Genomic DNA, 20,856 nt, shown 5'->3' with positions numbered 1-20,856 from the left:
TGAAATTTAGGAGGATTTTAAAAATATGCTAAATAATAATATTAACAAAGAATTAGAAAAAGCAGTCTATGAACGAAACTTAGAAAAAGTTAAAGCTCTTTTGTCTGCAGGTGCTAATGCTAACCTTAGAGTAGAAAGGAATAGAGATACGTTACTTCATACTACTAGTAGTGTAGAAATTACTAAAGAGCTTTTGTTAGGTGGTGCCGAAGTCAATTCAAGAAACATGTATAGTGAAACTCCACTACATTCTGCTATAACACTGGGGAAGGAATTAGAATTAGTTAGAGAACTTCTGAAACATGGTGCTGATGTAAATGCAACAAACCGTAAAGGCAATACTGCACTGAACCATGCTGTAAAAAAAAGTGGTAAAAATCTGGAAGTAGTTAAAGAACTATTAGAATATGGAGCTGATATTAATATAAGAAATCGTGAACGACGGCTTTATGATAATTGTTCCACATCTTTAGATAACGCTGTAAGTGATCTAGCATGCGCTAAATTGTTGATTAAATTTACTTTAGTAAGGAACTTCAATAAGGATTACGGAAAAATTATTGACTTATCTCCTTATAAAGGATGCAGTAATTACAGTAAATTATCAAGTTATCTAGATGACTGTGTTTGTGAAATTCTTCAAATGAAAACAGATGAAATAAAAGATAGCCTTCCACTATATGAATTTGTTACAAATAACTTCAACATACATGTACTATATAATAATCAATTATCTGTAAGACTAGCAAAAATTGATTATTCCATACGCTATCCTATATATAATGATATCATATTAGATAAGGTAAAACCTTTTTTAGAAAGAGCAGATTTGTTAAATAAGTTAAGTAAGATACAATTTTATACTAAATTAGATGTGGCAGATCAAGATGCCAAAGAAAAGAAAATTATTCTGGATCATGATTCTACATATAATATAACTGAATATCTATCTAATGATAACTTGTTAAACTTTATAGTAGCGTTTGATGATTCCAATAAACGTACTTTTCAATCTTTAAGTTCCTTAAATAATCTCGTAGAGCCTGGTACAAGACTTTATGAAACTTCTATAAGTAATGATACCAAACGTGCAAGATTAGAATAAATACATTTTTTGTCAGTACTAGAGTTTTTTATGAACAACAATTAGTCGTATGGTTCCAGAGAGGTGATACATAAGAGATTGCTATAATGCCAAAACACTAAATTTAGTGCTTTTTTATGTAAGTTGATCATCATTTCTCTTTGTTGTTTTCAAACGGGTTATTATTAGTAGGTGTTACTAAAAATTTAAACAACCAACACATTTCCCACACCCAAAATCAAATGTTGTGAAGGCTTTTCGTCCTGAAATTGCAGGATTAGTAGATATTCTCTCAAAAATATTTTATTAACAAAAGATGCTATTTTAATTTTTGCCATATTAAGTAAACTTTGCTATTCTAATACTGGTGTAAATATATCTCAGAGAGGGTTTATGCATGTACCTAAACAACAAACCAGTTTTTATCAAGAAGATAAACAGTTTTTATCACGTTCTTACACATCAAAAGAGGAGTTTATTAGAGAATATAAAAAGCTCTACCGCAGAAAAGCAAAAGCTGAAGAACTTTATCTCCTGGTTTTAACTGAACTCGAAGAGGCAATATCAGATGGTAATGTCGACAGCTTAAAAAAATTAAGCAATTTTATTGATTACATAAGTGATGCAGAAGATCAAGTAACTTTGAGAGACTATTATGATAATGCTAACAATCCTGTTAAGAGTACTAACTTAGTTATCTTAGCTTGTAAACACAATAAGATAAAGATTTTAGAATACCTACTTGGCAATAATAGTAAAATTCTCAGTAATTTATCTGTTGGCATCAGAGAAACTACTATATTACCAGATGATGAGGATGAAACATGCCATAATGCGTTTTATTATGCTATACGTTCAGGTAATGTTGAACTTCTTGATACACTCATTAATAAATGGCCAGGTAATTATTTTGCTGTTCATTTCAGGGAATTAGATGAAATTCTTTCACGAGCTTATGAGGAATTAAAACTAAAGAACGTATTCTTGTCAGAAGAGATAGAAATTTTTGTTGAAAATAAGTTGATAAACCTCCGTTTTTTCTCTAGTGCTTCTGGACAAGATCAGAATGTGAAGAGTTATCTTAATAACATAAGAGAGCGGATTGAGTTAGTACTTCAAAATATTAGCCTGTTAAAGGCAGAGTATTCAAACACAGAAAAAGTAGATGAAAAGTTTTTATTCATAGCAAAATTTATTGCACAAAATATTCATATATTAAAGCGGCAGTTGAAATCAACCTACGATAGACTACCTTGGGAAGAAATGGAATTTTGTTTGATCAGTTTTGTTTCTTCTCACATAAAACGACAGGAAATGAATCTATTCTATAATGCCACATTGAATAAAAGTAAAATACTAGACCACTTGGAAAATTTTGCAAAGAAACTTAAAGAAGAAAAAGATATTATAGAAGGTGTGGACATTGGTAAATTTGCTGATCTCCCGAAGTTAAAACGTGAGAGGGTTGTTGCAGAGATCGTTAGCAATTATCCTCAATTTGGAGAGTTGTATAGCGATTATCAACAAATTAGGGATATTCATTCTTTAGAGAAAATAAGTGATTATATAAAGTTGGCATTATCAGCTAATCCTAAAGAAAGGGAAGGACAGTTAATTATTACAAGGGTTTTACAGGTTATTGGTGAATATTTAAAAAACACTCTAGAATCTCCCAAGTTATCTAGCACTACAAGCGAGCTTCTTCTACTATCATTACCAAAGAACACAAGAGAAGTCATTATAGATTTACGTAACTCACTATCACATGCTTACTCGCTCTCTAAAAGAACAGAGATTGAGGAAAATACAGATGTTAACTTTTTTATTGGTGTTCAAAATGATACTAAAAGAATCGATAATGTAATTACGGATATTCTTTACAATAACAAGATTAAAATAGTCATAATATTGCTAAAGAAAATTACCAGTAGTGAAAACTTAGACGAGATAAAAGAAGTTGCTGGAATATTTAGTAACGTTGAATTAGATGAAATGATTACAGAGAGTTTTAAAGTGATGGAACATGATAAGCTTGAAAAACTCATAAAAGAATTAAGCAATAATATAACTGAAAAGACGAATTATGAAAAGGAGCTGTTTAATAAAATTGATAACATAATCAATTTTGCAAAAACTAAATCAAAAAATATCAGAACTGATTATGTTACGGCGTTTATATCATTAAAGAGCTTAGATGTTGGTTTGAATGACAATAAGATTGACCATAATGTTATTAGAGGAATAAAATTCTTTGCTAATAAAACACTAGAGAATATTCCTTCCCAAATAGAGTCTCACAATCTTAAAGAAATAGCCGAACTATCAATGAAAATTTCTCATAGTGTTAGGTCAAGAATACAGGATGACAACCTTGATAAAGTAAATAGATTAACTTGTGAGATTTTTTACATTGCTGAATTTGGAACAGGTGACCTTAAATGGATTGAGGAATTAAGAAACAAGTTGAATGAGAAAGGTTCGTTTATTCCTATACATAAACAAAGGAAGGCTTACAACATAACAGAAGAAAAATACAATAACCAGCTTGAACTGAAGTTATCTGAACTGAAAAGTATTTTGAGGAATAACGCATTAAGTGGCAAGTTAACTGAAAAGCTTCCTTCCTACAAGAGGAATAAAAAGTTGCAAGCAGTAGTAGAAATGCTTGTTCTGGATATAATGTCAATTTTAGGTAGATCAGAGAAGCATCTAGAAAACAATCTACTTTTTTTAGATGATAACACTCCTTTATTAACTGGAAAATGTTTGCGTAATCATTTAGCACACGATAATACCTTAGTTGATGTATTGTTATCTGATCCCTCAATAGCAGTTATCTTGAACGCTAAAAAACTTATTTCAGAAAATGTAATAAAAAGTAAGAAGAAAATTGGCAAGTCGGTAAGAGATGATCCTTCCAAGCTGAAAGATAAATACGATCAAAACCTTATCACTATTACTAATCAGGAAAAAATGTTTGCTGCGTTGGAAGAAGGAAATCTTGAAGACTTAAAGAGTTATCTCAAAAAAGGAGCAGACATCAATGCTAGAAGTATTAACTCATGGACTACATTACATTTTGCTGCTAAGGGACCTAGTCTTGAAATTATAAAATTTGTTCTTAATCAAAATTTAGACGTTAATGTTAAAGATATTAATGGTCAAAGCCCACTACATATTGCTGCTGCATATGGAAGGAAAAATATTGTGGAATTTTTTATAGGAAAAACAGGTGTATATGTTGATGATCTAGATAATAGTGGCAAAACATCACTACATATTGCAGCTAAAAATGGTCACAAAGATGCTGTTGAAATTCTACTAAAAAATAATGCTAATACTAATACCAAAGATATAGCTGGTTTTTCACCTTTACACTATGCAATAAAAAACAATCATATTGATGTTGCTAAGATTATGCTGGAAAAAGAAGCGAATGTTGACATCAACGAAACTATGGGTGGCTTTACTTCACTACATATAGCTGCAGAAAGTGGTTATCTAGGGCTAGTTAATTTTTTACTGAAAAATGAGGCAAATGTTAATGCAAGAAACGATAAGGAGGGAATACCATTACATACAGCAGCACTAAATGGCCACCTAGAAGTAGTGAATGCTTTAATTCTCAAAGGAGCCGATGTTAACTCCAGAGTTATAGATGGTTGTACACCATTACACTATGCAATAGAAAACGGTCATGAAAAGATAGCTAATATTTTATTGAAGCATGGAGCTAATGTTAATGTTGTTGACAAAACCTATAATAACACACCTTTGCACTACGCAGCAAAAGATGGACATGAGAAAATTGTTAAGGCTTTACTGACAAATAAGGCAAATGCTAGTATTGCCACTGTGGAAGGTATAACCCCACTACATTTTGCAGTGCAGAGTGGCCACTTGAAGATAGTTGTTGCTCTTCTCGAGCATGGGGTTAACATTCGCGCTAAAGATAAAAATAATGCTACGCCATTACACTATGCAGCAGAGAGTGGTCATAAGGCAGTTGCTGAGCTTTTAATAAAAAATGGAGTAGAAATCAATGATAAAGCCAATAATAATCTAACACCATTACATGTAGCTGCTCTGAAAGGTCACAAAGATATTATTGAACTCCTAATAAGAAATAAAGCTGAAGTTAGAGCTCAAGACATTAAGGGTAGTACACCATTACATGCAGCTGCGATGAATGGTAGCAAAGATATTATTGATCTTCTAATAAAAAATAAAGCTGAAGTTGATGCTAGAACTAATGATGGCATGACGCCATTGCATGTAGCTGCTCTAAGTGGACATAAAGACGCTATTGCTTTTCTAATCAAAAGTAAAGCTGAAGTCAATACTAGTGCTAATTATGGTCTTACACCTTTACATGCAGCTATTGTAGGGGGTCACAAAGATATTGTGAACCTTTTAATAAAAAATGAAGCCAAAGTTAATATGGAAGGTATTGCAGGTAGTACACCATTACATGTAGCTGTGGAGGAAGGTTATAAAGAAATCGTTGGAATTTTGGTAGCAAATAGAGCCAATGTTAATGTTAAGAGTAACAACCTAACACCATTGCTTTCTGCTATTAAGCATAATCATAAGGAAATCGTTGAAGTTCTTGTAGAAAATGGAGCTAGTGTTAATGCAGAAGGTGATGAACCTTTATCATTAGCAGTGCTCGCTGGTTATAGGGATATTGTAGAGATTTTGCTAAAAAACAAGGCCCGTACTAATATGAAAGGTCCTGAAGATGCTACACTATTACATTTGGCTGCTAAAAGAGGCCACAAGGAAATAGTAAATGCTCTGATAGCAAGGGGAGCCAATGTTGATGCTATGACTATTAATAGTACAACACCATTATATCTTGCGGCACAAGAAGGCCATGAAGAAGTTGCTGAAATTTTGATAGCAAACAAGGCTAACGTTAACTTTGTAAATGTTGAAGGTGCTCCACTACATATAGCTGCAGGACACGGCCATGTTAATGTTATTGAAGTCCTATTAAGTAATGGAGCAAAAGTTAATGTTAAGGACAATAAGAGCAGAACACCTTTAGAATTAGCAGTTGCACATGGTCATTTGCAAGTGGTAAAAATGTTACTGCAGTATAAAAAAGTAGATATGAATGCTAAAGGCAATGATGATTGGACTATACTGCACATTGCTTCACAGGAAAGTAACTTGGAAATGGTAAAATGTCTAGTAGATGAAGGGTCTAATATTAATGCTAAAAATGCCTCTGGATCAAAGCCTATACACATTGCAGCTAGAGAAGGTTATAAAGATACCGTAGAGTTTTTCCTTAGCAAGGGGTTGAGTATTAATGAGCTTGGTACAGCTAACCAGACATTACTACACTATGCTGCAATGAAAGGTCGGTTAGAAGTTGTAAAGTATTTGATAGCACAAGGTGCTGACGTTAATGCTAAAGATACTAATGGCTTAACCCCTATGCATATTGCTGCTAATTTTGGTTATAAAGACGTTATTGAAGTTTTATTAAAAAATGGTGCAGTTTATAACGCTGTTGACAAGCTTTGTAGAAGACCATTAGAAATGACTAACGATAAAGACGTTATCAATCTATTAGCATCAACTGAGAAATTATTTGAGGCTGTAAAACGTAATAGCTCTTCAGAGATTGAGAATTACATTAAAGCAGGAGCGTTTGTTAATGCCAAAAATGCTGATAGTGTAACACCATTATATTATGCTGCATGGAAGGGCTATGATGGAGTTGTCAATATTCTATTACAAAATAAAGCTAATCCTAATGTGGTTGGTAACAAGGGGTTTACTCCTCTGCATTATGCTGCTAAGTTCTCTCACTTAAAAGTTGTAAAGGCCCTATTATCTAATGGTGCAGTATACAATGCTGTCTCTGACAGTGGGAAAACACCATCAGATTTTACTGTGGATAAAAGTATAACTAGCTTATTTAAACTAGTCAGTGAATCATTTAAAAAGGTTAAAGATGGTAATGCTCAAGTTATTAATGACCTAAATAAGATAAAGGATATTGATACAGTAAAAGCAGTGATGAGTGCTCGTAATAGAGAGAACAAAACGTTAGTAGTTGCTGCAGTACATAGTAACTTTTCAAAAGTCGAGCAGTTGAAGCAGATATCGCAAAGTGACGTATCCGCTCAGATTGATACAGCTTTAGTGCTCTTGAATCAAGGCAATTACCAAAAAGCCTTAAGTATTTTCAGAAGCGCATTTGAAAGAAGAAAAGAAATACTAGGACCAGACAATCCTGGTACTTTAGATATTCAGACATATATAGCCAAAGTGCTATATAAGCAAGGAATTTACCAAGAAGCTTTAAATATGCTTAAAGAGATTTTTCAGAAACAAAAAGAAATGCTGGGTTTAAACGATAAGGATACTTTAAGTACAAGAAGTACAATCGCTTTAGTGCTGCATAGACAGGGGAAAGATGAAGAAGCTTTTAATATTTATCAAGAAGTCTATCAGAGACAAAAGGAAATACTAGGGTCAAATCATTCAGATACCTTAAATACTCAGTTTCACATGGCATTAGTATTAGATAAACAGGGAAAATATGAAGAAGCGTTAAATATCAATAGGGCAGTTTTTGAAAAGAGGAAAGAAACACTAGGTACACATGATCTAGCCACTGTGAGTGCCAAAAATAATATAGCAATGGTACTAGCTAACCAAGGTAAATACGAAGAGTCCTTAAAAATCTATAAAGAGGTTTTTGAAAAGAAGAAAATAATTTTAGGTATTAATCATGCTGATACCTTGAGAACGTTACATAACATTGCTGGGGTACTCTTCAATCAAAATAAATATCATGAAGCCTTGAAAGCTTTTCAAGAGGTTTTAAATATCCAGAAAAAAGCTTTACAACAAAATCACCCAGAAACCTTGAATACTCAATACAACATAGCAAATGTACTTTTTGCTCAAGGGAAATGGATCAGCGCACTTAAAGTCTACAGAGAAAGTTTAGATCAAAGAAAAGCTGTTTTTGGACCAAGTCATCCGAGTGTTTTAGATATTTTAAAAAAGATAGAGATGATTAATTTTAGATTTAAGCTTGAGGGTAGCGAAGCATCAGAGGTTCTCCAGCATCTGCAGAAAGATATCAACATTGCTGCTAGTAAAGGTGATATACGAACTGTTCAGCGTCTGTTAAAAGATGGAGCTGATGCCAACGATAAAGATATTGATGGAAGAACACCGTTGCATTACGCTGTTAGCAATGGACACATAGATATTGTAAACATCTTACTAACAAATGGAGCTAATGTTAGTCAAGTTACTAATAAAGGTAATACACCATTACACACTGCTACTTCCAAATGTTACAAAGAAATTGTTGAGGTTCTGTTACAACATATCAGTCGTGATAAATTAAATGACTTTGTTAATGCTAAAACTACTTCTAGTGGTACTACATCACTTCATGTTGCAGCTAAAGGTGGCTCCTTGGAAGTTGTAAAATCTTTATTAAAACATGGTGCAATTTATAAAATTGAGAACAAAGAAGGTAAAATACCTATTGATCTTTCTAAGGACCAAAGAGTTACTAACTTACTGAAATTGATCGAAGAATTGTTTAGAGATATAAAAAATGGTAATGTTGAATCTATCAGCAAGCTAAGAGCAGTAAAACCTGATGAGTTCTTAGCTATAACAAATGCTCGTAATAATCAAGGGAATACATTATTGCAAGTTGCTATAGCCAATAAACATAAGAATATTGCAACTAAATTGTTAAAAATGCTGAAGGAGCCAGATCAAGTTCAATCACAGTTTAGCCCTGAATGTGAGTTGGATCAACTTGAGAAGCTTAAAAGTGCTACAGAGGTGCATATCCGTTTTTCTGAGCTTTACCTTCCTATGTTGCGTAGCATGTCGCAACCATATAGTTCAGAAAAGAATACTTCTCCTTGGAAAACTCTTAAGGAAGGTTCTTATTACCTAGGAAATGCATATCGCTTAGTTGAGGTATACAAAGATTGTGTACCTGGTTCGATAAATAATAAAAGCATACAGTCAGTAAATGATATGCTAGTAGCACTAGAATTTGATCCAAAACACATAACGTCAGGGTATACAGATGAAGCTTACGGTGGGAAGGCTGAATGCTTCGTTTCCAAAGGGCAAGGTACAAAATATTATAAGTTATTGCATAGTGAGTTAAAGAAAGATGTAAGATCGTTCATAGAAATGGTTGAACTTAATATTGACATTCCTGTAAAAAGGTTTTTAGAGTCAATCAATCAGAGGTTACAGTCTGCTTTTTCTGAAAAGTTACTTGAGGCCATAGAAAATGACAATCCTTTAGCGGTTGAGAATTGCATCAAAAGAGGGGTAATTGTTAACTTCAAAGATACCGATGGAAGAACGCCATTACATTATGCTGTTAATAATGGGCACATAAAAGTTGTAAATATCTTGCTAGCAAATGGAGCTGATGCTACTCAAGTTACTAACAAGGGTAATACACCATTACACACTGCTGCTTCCAAAGGTCATAAAGAAATTATTGAAGCTTTGTTACAACGTGTAAGCCACAATAAATTGAGTGATTTTATTAATGCTAAAACTACTTCTAGTGGTACTACATCACTTCATGTTGCAGCTAAAGGTGGCTCCTTGGAAGTTGTAAAATCTTTATTAAAACATGGTGCAATTTATAACATCAAGAATAAAGAAGGTAAAGCACCACTTGATCTTTCTCGAGACCAAAATATTACTAACCTATTGAAATTAGTAGAAGAGCTGTTTGAGAATGCAAAAAATGGTAATGTTGAAATTATCAGTAAGCTGAAAGCAATAAAACCTGATGAGCGCGTAGCTGTAACAAATGCTCGTAATGATCAAGACAAGTCATTAATCCAGGTTGCAGTAATCAATAAACACTCAAACCTTGCAAGTAGATTATTAGAAATATTAAAAAGTCCAGATCAGAGTTTACAAGATGTCAGCGTAGAAAATCGAGTAAAGAGTTTAAAGTTATAGCTCTCTTAAATGAAACTCTAATGAGGGTGCCAAGATCTAGAAAATATATAAAAATTACAGTGGACTTTACATCTTACTAATTATAAATTAACTTACTACCTAATCAATTCCTGAGTTATGTATGAGTAACATTTTGATAATATTAGCAGCAGGAAAGAGCAGTAGAATGAATTCTGAATATTCAAAAGCGTTGCACCAAGTGGGAAATCTTACTCTTTTAGAACATATAATTTCTAATGCAAAATCGCTGAGTCTAAAAAGCTTATCAATTGTTGTTAACAACTCCCTTCTAAAAGATTTAGAAAACTTTGATACTCTAAAAAGTATAATCGATCAATACAATATAAAACTAATAATTCAAGAAGATATTACAGGCACTGGCACTGCAGTTAAAATTGCTCTAGAAAATCTGGAGGAGTTATCTGATCAAGACATAGTTTTAATACAGTATGGAGACACTCCTTTTATATCTAGCGATACAGTTATGAAAATGACTGATTGTTTAAAGTATAATAATTTAGTTCTTCTTGGATTCAATAGTCAAGATGAACAATATGGAAGATTAGTAATTGATAATTACGGCAATGTTCAAAAAATCCTAAAAAATGGAGATAAAATGCTTCTTGCAAACTCTGGAATAATAGCTTCATATGCTAAAGATCTCTTTACCTTAGTAAAAGAAATAAAATTTAATAATTCGACCAATGAATATTGTCTTAATGATATAGTACCCATTGCAGCAAACAATAACTTGAGTGTAGGTTATGTAGTTTCTGATGAAAGAGAAGCAATGGGAGTAAATAATAAAGAGGATTTGATTAAAGCCGAACACTATTTTCAAAAAAAAAGGCAGCCAACTTTTCTTTCATAACTACATTTTTTTATTCATTAATTTAAGTTGACATTTATTTTATACTTGTTTTATAATACCTTTTAATTCTTACTTGTAAGATAATTGGTACGACAAATTTTCCTAGTTGTAGTGAGAGGGTATACATGGGGATATTAATAACAGGTGCTGCAGGTTTGATAGGGTCAACCTTGGTGAAAAAGTTAGAAAACCAGGGCCATGAAGTAATAAGCTGTGATATTAGGTTTCACAACAATCCACTCAGTTTTTTTTCAGAAGATATAGTACCACTACTTGCTCAGTGTACAGGAATCATTCATCTGGCTGCAATTTCTAGAGTTATACATGGTGAACTTTATCCTACACTGTGTCAAAAAATTAATGTTGATGGTACAATGCGGTTTTTAGGGTTATGTAAGTCACTTCCAAATAAACCGTGGTTTATATATGCAAGTAGTAGGGAAGTTTATGGAGAGCAGAAGGAACTGCCAGTTACAGAATCTGCTAGTATCGATCCAATAAATAATTATGCCAAAGGCAAAGCATTTATTGAGGAACAAATAACAAGTTTAAAAGATTTTAATGTAGCAATATTACGCTTTTCAAATGTATATGGTGGTTTACTAGATCATAACAGTAGAGTAATTCCTGCACTCTGTATTAATGCATTAAGAGGTGATCCAATTAAAATAGAAGGTAAAGAATGTGTTTTTGATTTTACCTATTTGGATGATGTTATAGAGGGTATATGCTTAACTGTTAAATATTTACAAAGTGAAAAATCTTCTCTTCCTGCTATTCATCTTACTACTAATAGCCCATGTACTTTAGAAAACTTAGCAAAAACAATATTAAAAGTCACGAAAAGTGATTCTAGAATTGATTTTTATCCTCCAAGAAATTTTGACGTAACTAAGTTCCATGGTGATTTTACTAGAGCTAAAGAGCTACTTGGTTGGTCTCCAAAGTATTCATTAGAAATAGGATTAAGTAAATTTATAAAAAGTCTGCAAAACAATACAAAAGAATATCCTAACAATATAGATATGGTAATATATGAAAATATTAAAAGTTATTCATGGTTACCCTCCTTATTATAGTGCTGGTTCAGAGGTTTACAGCCAAACTCTTGCTCATGAACTAGCAAATAACAATGAGGTACAAGTATTTACCAGGTATGAAAATAGCTTTTTACCTGATTTTTATTACACTACAGTCCTAGATCGTAGTGATTCCCGGATTTTACTGCATTTAATTAATATACCTACAGCTAAATATCGTTATAAATTTATCAATGAAGAAGTAAATATAAAATTTAAAAGAATAATAGATAACTTTCAGCCAGATCTTATACATTTTGGTCATCTTAATCATCTATCAATTACTTTACCAGAAATTGCTTTTAAAGAAAATATACCTACAATTTTTACGCTACATGACTTTTGGTTAATGTGTCCAAGAGGAAGGTTTATTCAACGTAATTCTGAAGATTTATTACAGCTTTGTGATGGACAAAAGGATCAAAAATGTGCAACCCAATGTTACAAGGGATATTTTACAGGAGATGAAGAATTCCTGAATTCAGACATAAATTATTGGGAACAATGGGTTGCAACTAGAATGAAGCACACAAGGAAAATAATAGACTATATAGATTACTTTATTTCCCCATCGAAATTCTTGATGGACAAATTTACTCAGGATTTTAATGTTCCGATAAACAAAATTTCTTATCTTGATTATGGTTTTGATCTCAATCGTCTTAAGAAGAGAAATAGAGTACAAGAAAAAGAGTTTATTTTCGGTTATATTGGTACTCATACTCCCGAAAAAGGTGTTGATCTATTATTGAAAGCTTTTTCTCACTTATCATCTAAAGCAAAACTTAGAATTTGGGGAGCAGCAAGAGAAGAAACTAAAGCTTTAAAAGCGATTGCCGATCAGTTTTCACCTGTTGTTAAAGAAAGAATAGAATGGATGGGAAGTTATGATAATAAGAATATAGTTACTGACGTATTTAATAAAGTCGATGCAATAGTCGTTCCTTCAATTTGGGGTGAAAATTCACCGTTAGTAATACATGAAGCACAGCAACTTAGAATACCAGTTATAACAGCCGATTATGGTGGCATGGCAGAATATGTAAGAGATGGACTATTATTTAAGCACAGAGATGCAAGTAGTTTGTCAGAAAAAATGCAAGTCCTATCTACAGATCAGGAGTTATATAATAAACTTACCCAAAAAGGCTATCCTTATACTGAAAATGGAAATATACCTTCTATAGGTGAGCATACTGAGAAACTTAACAAGATTTACCGTAATGCTATTGAAAAGAAAGGCAAATCAGTAGCTGTGAAACCTGGTCCTTGGAGAATTACTTTTGATACTAATCCAGATTACTGCAATTTTGCTTGTATAATGTGCGAATGTTTTTCACCATACAGCAAAGTTAAAGAAGAGAAGAAAGCTAAAGGAATAAAACCTAAGATACTGTCGATAGAAACTATCAGAAAAGTAATTAAGGAAGCAGCTGGCACACCTTTAAGGGAAATCATTCCTTCTACTATGGGTGAGCCTTTAATGTATAAAAGCTTTGATGAAATAATCAATTTGTGCCATGAGTTCGGCCTTAAGCTTAACCTCACAACCAATGGTTCTTTTCCCATTAAAGGAGCTAGAAAATGGGCTGAACTATTGGTACCAATTTTATCTGATGTTAAGATTTCCTGGAATGGGGCAACTAAAGAAACTCATGAAAGAATCATGAAAGGTTCAAAATGGGAAGTAGTGACAGAAAATTTAAAAACTTTCCTTGAAGTTAGAGATAAATACTTTAGCGATACAGGTGAAAGGTGTACCGTTACTTTACAATTAACATTTTTGGAAAGTAATTTACATGAACTCTATGACATAGTTAAGATGGCCATAAAAAATGGCATAGATAGAGTTAAAGGACATCATCTTTGGGCACATTTTGAGGAAATTAAGGATCTATCTATGAGAAGAGATGAGTTAGCAATTAGTAGATGGAATACAGAGGTGAGAAGGTTATATGAGCTTAGAGATAATATGCTATTACCAAATGGTAAAAAGATAAAATTAGAAAATTTTACAATTCTTTCTCAAGAAGGTATTAAGGATTTGGCTCCAGGTGGTCAATGCCCATTTTTAGGTAAAGAAGCATGGATAAACAATGAAGGAAAGTTTAGTCCTTGCTGTGCTCCAGATGAACTCCGTAAGACATTAGGAAATTTTGGTAATGTTAATGAGGTTAAACTCGAGGAAATATGGCAGAGTAGTGAGTACCTAAGCTTACAAAAGAATTATTTAAATTACAAATTATGCAAAACATGCAACATGAGAAAACCTTTGATCAATTAATCAAAGATAATCTTAGATCTATTAAAATTTCACCGTGTGAGAGCTTTCACGAATTACTAGGAAATCCTTTGTATGAAAATAGGTTTATAAAGGTTGGTAAATTTCATGAGCCCGGTCTTGCACCGGTTTATGATCAGACAGGTGCTTATCATATCAATGTAAGAGGAGAAGCAGTTTATCATAATAGATTTCTAAAAACTTTTGGATTCTACTTTAATAGAGCAGCCGTAGAAGATGATACAGGGTGTTACCATATTGATTCATCTGGATGTAGAGTATACAAACAGTCGTATCAATGGATTGGAAATTATCAGGAAGATATTTGTGTAGTTAGAAGACATGATAAATGTTTTCATATTAATTTAAATGGCAACAGGATTTATCAGGAGGAATATGATTATGTTGGAGATTTTAAGGATGGTATCGCTGTAGTCTATAAGGATGGTAAAGCTACACATATTAATCATCATGGAAAGTTAGTACATAATAAATGGTATAAAAAACTTAATGTTTTTCATAAAGGGTATTCTATTGCAGAAGATCAACATGGTTGGTTTCATATAGATATTAATGGTGATCCTGTTTACCAGCAGAGATTTAAAATGGTAGAAGCATTTTATAATGGGATGGCAAAAGTTGAAACTTTTGAAGGTGTGTTAGGACAAATCGATATTACCGGAAATGTAAAGTTTAGTATTTTTGATTTAGGTAAAGAATCTCAAGTGCATAGGATTTCTGCAGAACTTTCAGCCTTTTGGAAAACTTACCTAACAAGCGTTGCTATTGAACTTGATTTGTTAAATATTTTACCTGCAACTGTGCCGTTTTTATCTAAAAAGTTAAACATTATCGTACCAAATCTAGAAAGGCTGTTAAGGGCGTTGTGGGAAATAGGGTTTATTGATTACGATAAGGACGAGGACTTATGGAAACTATCATCAAAAGGTAAGTGTTTTAAGGAAATACCATTTTTGCCAAAAGCAGCAACAATGTGGGCAAGAGTTGCCGCTGAAAAGAATTGGTTAAAGATGGCCGATATACTAAAACAGAAGTCTATCTCTTCATTTGAATCTTTTAAGGAAAGAGAAGCATCAGAAGATAAGAAAATAGCATTTTACCAAGCATTACTAGGATATTCTAGGTTTGATACTAAAGAGTTTAATTCTAGAATTAATATAGATGATGCTAAGAATATATTGCTATTTGGTGTACACTCTTTATTTCTTGCTTATTCTGATATACACAATAAAGGTTCTATAGGCCTATATAACGAACATAAAGTACCAAGACAGTTAGTAGAAAATTTAAAAGTCAAACTTATAACTCAGGAAGAACTATCAGTTACAAATTATGAATTAGGTGTCTTTTGCCGCTTTCTACAGCACTATGATGATGATAAAGTATTGTCTTATTTAAAATTGGTCAAAGGAATATCTCGTATTTTATTGATAGAAACTATTTTAGATTACCGCTCTCCAACTGGAGGCTCTGTAGATATTAATGTCATGGTTGAAACAGGAGGTAAACTAAGAACATTAAACGATTGGGAAAAAATACTCAAACAAGTAAAAGGATTCAAAATTTTTGCTGTTTTACCTTTAACAGATTACTTATCAGTTATTGATGTCAGATGTTAATCACATGGAAACATTACAAAAAAATGGTTTTTTTATTATCAAAAATCTGGTTCCTTTAGAGCTAATAATTCAGTCTTTAAGTGATATAACAAATAAGATATCAAAGCTATCCCAAGAAATAAGTGTTTCAACTTCTGACTACTTAAACTGTACCGGCAGATGGGGCATGTTATCTCAAGTAACTGGAATTATCTCTCAAGCATTAGATAAAATTATTAAAAATTACCTTGAAAAGTCACTTCAGTGTCAGATACTGCAGAAAAAATCAAATGTTATATGTAAAACTGCTGATTTAATAGATGCAGTTCCCTTTCACCAAGACATCTCCTATAGTTTCAATGATCCTTACCACTTTTCCGTTTGGTTAGCTTTGAATAATGTAAGTGAAACTTCAGGTGCACTACAAATTATAGAAAACAGTCATAAATGGGAAATACAGCCTTTAGTTGATTTTTGGTACCCATATTTTTTTGATCAGTACTCAAACAACCGAGAAAATTACAAAATTAAGTCACTACCTATTTCAGCAGGAGATGCGATAGTTTTTGATTCACGGTTATGGCATGGTAGTGATAAGAATACAGATGCTAAAGATAGATTTGCTTATGTAACAAGGTGGATTATAAAAGATCAAGACCTTCCCTATGTGCCAAAACCTCAGCCTTCAGTTTTTGGTATACTCAATTGTGGTGAGTTAACAGAATCTATACTGAGAGAATGCTTGTCATTGTTTGGCTACCAGGAAAGTATAAAAGCAAAAAACATGGAAGAACTTATCAAGAGCTGGTTAGCCTTTATTACAGATACAACTACAAATATTTCTGAGATCGACACTACTGAGGCTAAGCGAGATTTATATAAGCTGCTTATTCTAAATCAAGCATCAGCACTACATGATGCTGGAGACATCTCAGGAAAAATATACAAAAATTTATGGTTTTCACTACTTGTATTTCTCAATAAAAAAGTCAACGTAGTGGAGCTAGCATTGTAAATGAACAGAAGTAGAGTTGATAGCTTCAAATGTGTATTGATGTTCATCTTGAATATAGTATCTAAATTCAAACTTAATGTACTTATAATGTCTTTAGTTGCCCTGGTGGTAGCTGTTGATTTGTCTTTTAGAAAGTATTTAGTAAAAAATATTCTAGATACAGCTGTAAAATATCAGGAAGGTAATGTAATTGAAAATCTTTTATTACCTGTAAGCGCTTATCTTGGTATGGCATTACTTATCACTACTGCTTTTAGATTCTATGGCTATTTTGTTGACATTCAAATGTTTACCTTAATGCGTCAAAAGATAGCTGATATATCTTTTTGTAGGCTACTCCAACAAGACCATTCCTATTATCAGAACAATTTATCTGGAAGCTTAGTACATAAGGTCAGTAGCTTAATGGATAGTGTGATAGAGTTAATAAGATTGCTTATAGATTGTTTTTTCGGTTACAGTATAGCATTAGTCTTAGCTATTTATACCTTATCATTAGTAAACATAAAGTTTGCAATCGCTACATTCACTTGGGTAAGCATTTTTATTTTAGTCTCGATTTTCAGCTTTCGTGTGCTTACTGAATTAGCTGATAATTACTCTAAACAAAATTCACAGGTAATAGCTAGTATAGCAGATAGTATTTTAAATGTTATATCAGTAAGGTTATTTTCTCAGCAAGCACATGAGAGACACAAATTTTTTCAAATATGCAAGAAAAGAACTATTGCAGAGAGAAAATTACAATGGGCATACTTTTGGCTTTGGTTTATATACGGCTATTCATTTGATATACTCCAAGCAGTAAACTTGTATTTTTTAATTCATGATTATCAATTGAACAAAATCGCAATAGGAGATATTGTTCTTGTACTTGGAATTAATATATCGATTATAGAGTTTCTTAACCATCTAACTAGGAATCTTACCCAATTTTCTACTCATTTCGGCAAAGTTTCAGATGCATTGCCAATCTTGACTACCGTACCAGAAATTCAAGATAAGGAAAATGCTAAAGAATTAAATTTATTAAGTGGAAGAATAACGTTTAACAATGTTTCTTTTTCTTATGAAGGTCAGGAGCCATTATTTCAAGATTTCTCAGTTACCATTAATCCTTGCGAAAAGGTAGGTCTAGTTGGTTATTCTGGAGGTGGTAAATCTACTTTTATAAACTTAATTCTAAGGCTATTTGATGTTAAAAAAGGTAATATACAGATTGATAATCAAATAGTATCAGAAGTTACACAGAGTTCTTTGAGGCAACAAATATCTGTAATACCTCAAGACCCATTGTTATTTCATGATACTATTTTAGCAAACATCATATATGGTAAACTTCAATCTACTATCGAAGAAATAATGAGAGCTGCAAAGCTGGCTGGTATTCACGATTTCATTATGACTCTACCAGATCAATATGGAACTACAGTTGGAGAAAAAGGCATCAAGCTATCTGGAGGAGAAAGACAAAGAATAATAATAGCAAGGGCATTTTTAAAAAACGCTCCAATATTATTTCTCGATGAACCAACTAGTCAGTTAGATTCTATAACAGAAAAAACAATTCAAATGAGTTTATTCAAATTGATGAAAAATAAAACTACGATTACTATAGCACACCGTATTTCTACACTTTTACACATGGACCGAATTATAGTATTTAACAAAGGAAAAATTGTCCAAGATGGTAAACACGCTGAATTAGTTTCTAAGCAAGGTCTTTACAAGGAACTTTGGAATGCTCAAATTGGTTGTTTGAATGGCAAGAAATAAGATGGAAAAAATTATTGATCTGAGAAGTGACACTACAACTCTGCAGAGCTCCAACGTTATACATGCAATAAGTAATGCAACTGTTGGAGATTTTGCTTATGGTGAAGACAAAAGCTGTAATGACTTATCAGAATATTGCAAACAATTATTCAAAGTAGAAGAAGCATTATTTGTAACCAGCGGTATGCTTGCAAATAGATTAGCCATTGCCATTCAAACAAGTCCTGGTGATGAACTAATAACTAATTATAATTATCACATTAATTTTTTCGATAGTGCAGGCAATGCAAAAGTAAATAATATCGTATTTAATTGTATTAGAAATAATAGCGGAATCTTAGATGTTGATGAAGTAGAATATGCTATTAATTCTAAGCCGAGGTATAAAATTTTTGCTCAGGTGAGTCTTGTTTCTATAGAAAATAGTATAAATGGGTTTAATGGTAAAATTTATCCTTTTGAAAAACAAGTCGAGTTATATCACTTTTTAAAAGCTCACAATGTAAATCTTCATTTAGACGGTGCAAGAATATTTAATGCTCATATCGAAACAAATATTGCTTTAGCAGATTATGCTAAATATGTGGATACAATGAGCTTTTCTTTTACTAAAGGACTTGGCGCTCCTTTTGGTTCAATGCTTATGGGTAAAAGAGAGATAATTGAAAGGGCTAAAAAGCTACAGGTTTGGCTAGGTAGTGGTTATCATCAGATAGGGTATTGTGCTAATGCAGCAAAATACGTACTACAGAATAATATCTCTAGGCTTAAAGAAGATAATAAGCTCGCTAAATTGTTTGCAGATAAGATTAAAGAAATTCCACACATAAAACTGGTACTACCTTATCCAGAAACTAATATAGTAAGCTTTAGTATAAAAGCACTAAATGTAACTAATGAGGTTTTCTTGAGTAAGTGCCAAGCTTATGGTTTATTGCTTTTTCCTTGGCTCGAGTCTCATATAAGAGCAGTTACCCATCTTGGCACAAAGGAAACAGACATCATGAAAGCTGCTGAAATTATAAAGGAAGTTGTGTTAAATTTAATATGAGAATAAAAATAGATTTCTTTAGCGATTCAAACACTGACCCTTCAGCTAAAATGAGGGAAGCGATGGCTAAAGCAAAAGTTGGAAACGAAGCTGCATGTGAAGATCCAACTGTGAACGAATTAGTGGCAACCGCATGTAAAATATTAGGTAAACCTGCAGGAATCTTTTTGATTTCAGGAACGATGTCCAATGTCATTGCTTATAAAGTACACATTCAAAGACCTGGTGATTACTTGCTGCTTGATGAAACTTCACATCCGCTCATAGTACAATCTGGCTTGATCGCAGCCCAGGCACATGCCACTCCTTTGCCCATCAAAGGTACGAGAGGAATATTTACTGGAGAACAAATTGTTGAGTTTATTACTCGTCCTAGTTTAAGAAATATTCCGAGAGTTGGGCTTGTTTCTATCGAACAAACGACAAATTTTGGTGGTGGAGCTGTGTGGCCTTTAGAATATATTCAAGAGATCTCAAGTCTCTGCAAAGAGAATGACGTATTCACTCATTTAGATGGAGCAAGACTGTTCAACGCTTGTGCTCATACTAAAATATCTCCAAAAGAGTATGCAAGTTATTTTGATTCGGTATTCATTGATTTTAGTAAAGGATTAGGTGCTCCAATGGGCGCAATATTGCTTGGAAGTGAAGAGTTTATTGAAAAAGCTTGGTACTATAAGTTTCAAATTGGCGGAGGTATGCACCAAGCTGGCATTATTTCAGCTGCATGTTTATATGCTTTACATAATAATATAAATTGTTTAGAGGAAGATCATAAAAAGATGCAGCACCTTATAGAAGGCCTAGACTCCATAGATCAAGTTATAATTGATATCGACCTATACAAAACTAATATAGCGTATTTTTCATTACGTACTAATTGTATATCTACTCAAGAATTAATAAACGTACTAGTTACAAATTATGGAATTAGAATGGCTAACATAAGAGGTAAAATCAGAGCTATAACACATAGAGATATAAGCTATGAAGATATTAATACTACTGTATCTGCTATAAGAAAGATACTAAGTAAGTAATTTTCTGCACTAATTGTTTGCAAACTTCTTGTCAAACAATATTATACCA

General features: G+C 32.6%; 10 protein-coding genes. All 10 read left to right on the top strand.

Annotation, left to right across the window (positions count from 1 at the left end; translation table 11 throughout):
* Window positions 1–25: 25 nt before the first annotated feature.
* The 10 genes from ABWU32_RS00905 to ABWU32_RS00860 all read left to right on the top strand — a co-directional run bounded on the left by ABWU32_RS00905 (window position 26) and on the right by ABWU32_RS00860 (window position 20,807).
* Entirely contained in the window at window positions 26–1,105 is a 1,080-nt protein-coding gene (locus ABWU32_RS00905; protein WP_174516910.1) for an ankyrin repeat domain-containing protein, read from the top strand.
* Window positions 1,106–1,477: 372 nt separating this feature from the next.
* Window positions 1,478–10,075, top strand: a complete 8,598-nt coding sequence (locus ABWU32_RS00900; protein WP_353278698.1) for an ankyrin repeat domain-containing protein — start codon at window positions 1,478–1,480, stop codon at window positions 10,073–10,075.
* A gap of 121 nt (window positions 10,076–10,196) precedes the next feature.
* Entirely contained in the window at window positions 10,197–10,946 is a 750-nt protein-coding gene (locus ABWU32_RS00895) for an NTP transferase domain-containing protein (protein ID WP_226079610.1), read from the top strand.
* Between the two features lie 125 nt (window positions 10,947–11,071).
* Entirely contained in the window at window positions 11,072–12,025 is a 954-nt protein-coding gene (locus ABWU32_RS00890) for an NAD(P)-dependent oxidoreductase (RefSeq protein ID WP_341824327.1), read from the top strand.
* A complete protein-coding gene (locus tag ABWU32_RS00885) occupies window positions 11,982–14,309 on the top strand; it encodes a glycosyltransferase (RefSeq protein WP_341824326.1) in 2,328 nt (775 codons plus the stop codon). Before ABWU32_RS00890 ends, ABWU32_RS00885 begins: the two co-directional genes overlap by 44 nt.
* Complete coding sequence (locus ABWU32_RS00880; RefSeq protein ID WP_341824325.1) at window positions 14,270–15,946, top strand: WG repeat-containing protein; 1,677 nt, start codon at window positions 14,270–14,272, stop codon at window positions 15,944–15,946. Before ABWU32_RS00885 ends, ABWU32_RS00880 begins: the two co-directional genes overlap by 40 nt.
* 4 nt (window positions 15,947–15,950) lie before the next feature.
* A complete protein-coding gene (locus ABWU32_RS00875; protein WP_319803486.1) occupies window positions 15,951–16,940 on the top strand; it encodes a phytanoyl-CoA dioxygenase family protein in 990 nt (329 codons plus the stop codon).
* Complete coding sequence (locus ABWU32_RS00870; protein ID WP_341824324.1) at window positions 16,941–18,716, top strand: ABC transporter ATP-binding protein; 1,776 nt, start codon at window positions 16,941–16,943, stop codon at window positions 18,714–18,716.
* A 1-nt stretch (window position 18,717) separates the two neighbouring features.
* Window positions 18,718–19,767: a threonine aldolase family protein gene (locus ABWU32_RS00865; protein ID WP_026097216.1), complete on the top strand. Its 1,050-nt coding sequence runs from the start codon at window positions 18,718–18,720 to the stop codon at window positions 19,765–19,767.
* Window positions 19,764–20,807 carry a threonine aldolase family protein gene (locus tag ABWU32_RS00860; protein ID WP_019236558.1) on the top strand — a complete coding sequence of 348 codons (1,044 nt, stop codon included), beginning with the start codon at window positions 19,764–19,766 and terminating at the stop codon, window positions 20,805–20,807. The genes ABWU32_RS00865 and ABWU32_RS00860 overlap by 4 nt, the downstream gene beginning before the upstream one ends.
* The last annotated feature ends 49 nt before the right edge of the window (window positions 20,808–20,856 follow it).

It is taken from the genome of Wolbachia endosymbiont (group A) of Udea olivalis, from assembly GCF_964028365.1.
Taxonomy (GTDB): Bacteria; Pseudomonadota; Alphaproteobacteria; order Rickettsiales; family Anaplasmataceae; genus Wolbachia; species Wolbachia pipientis.
Note: the sequence above shows the minus strand (reverse complement) of the source record. Positions and strands in the feature narration are given on the sequence as shown.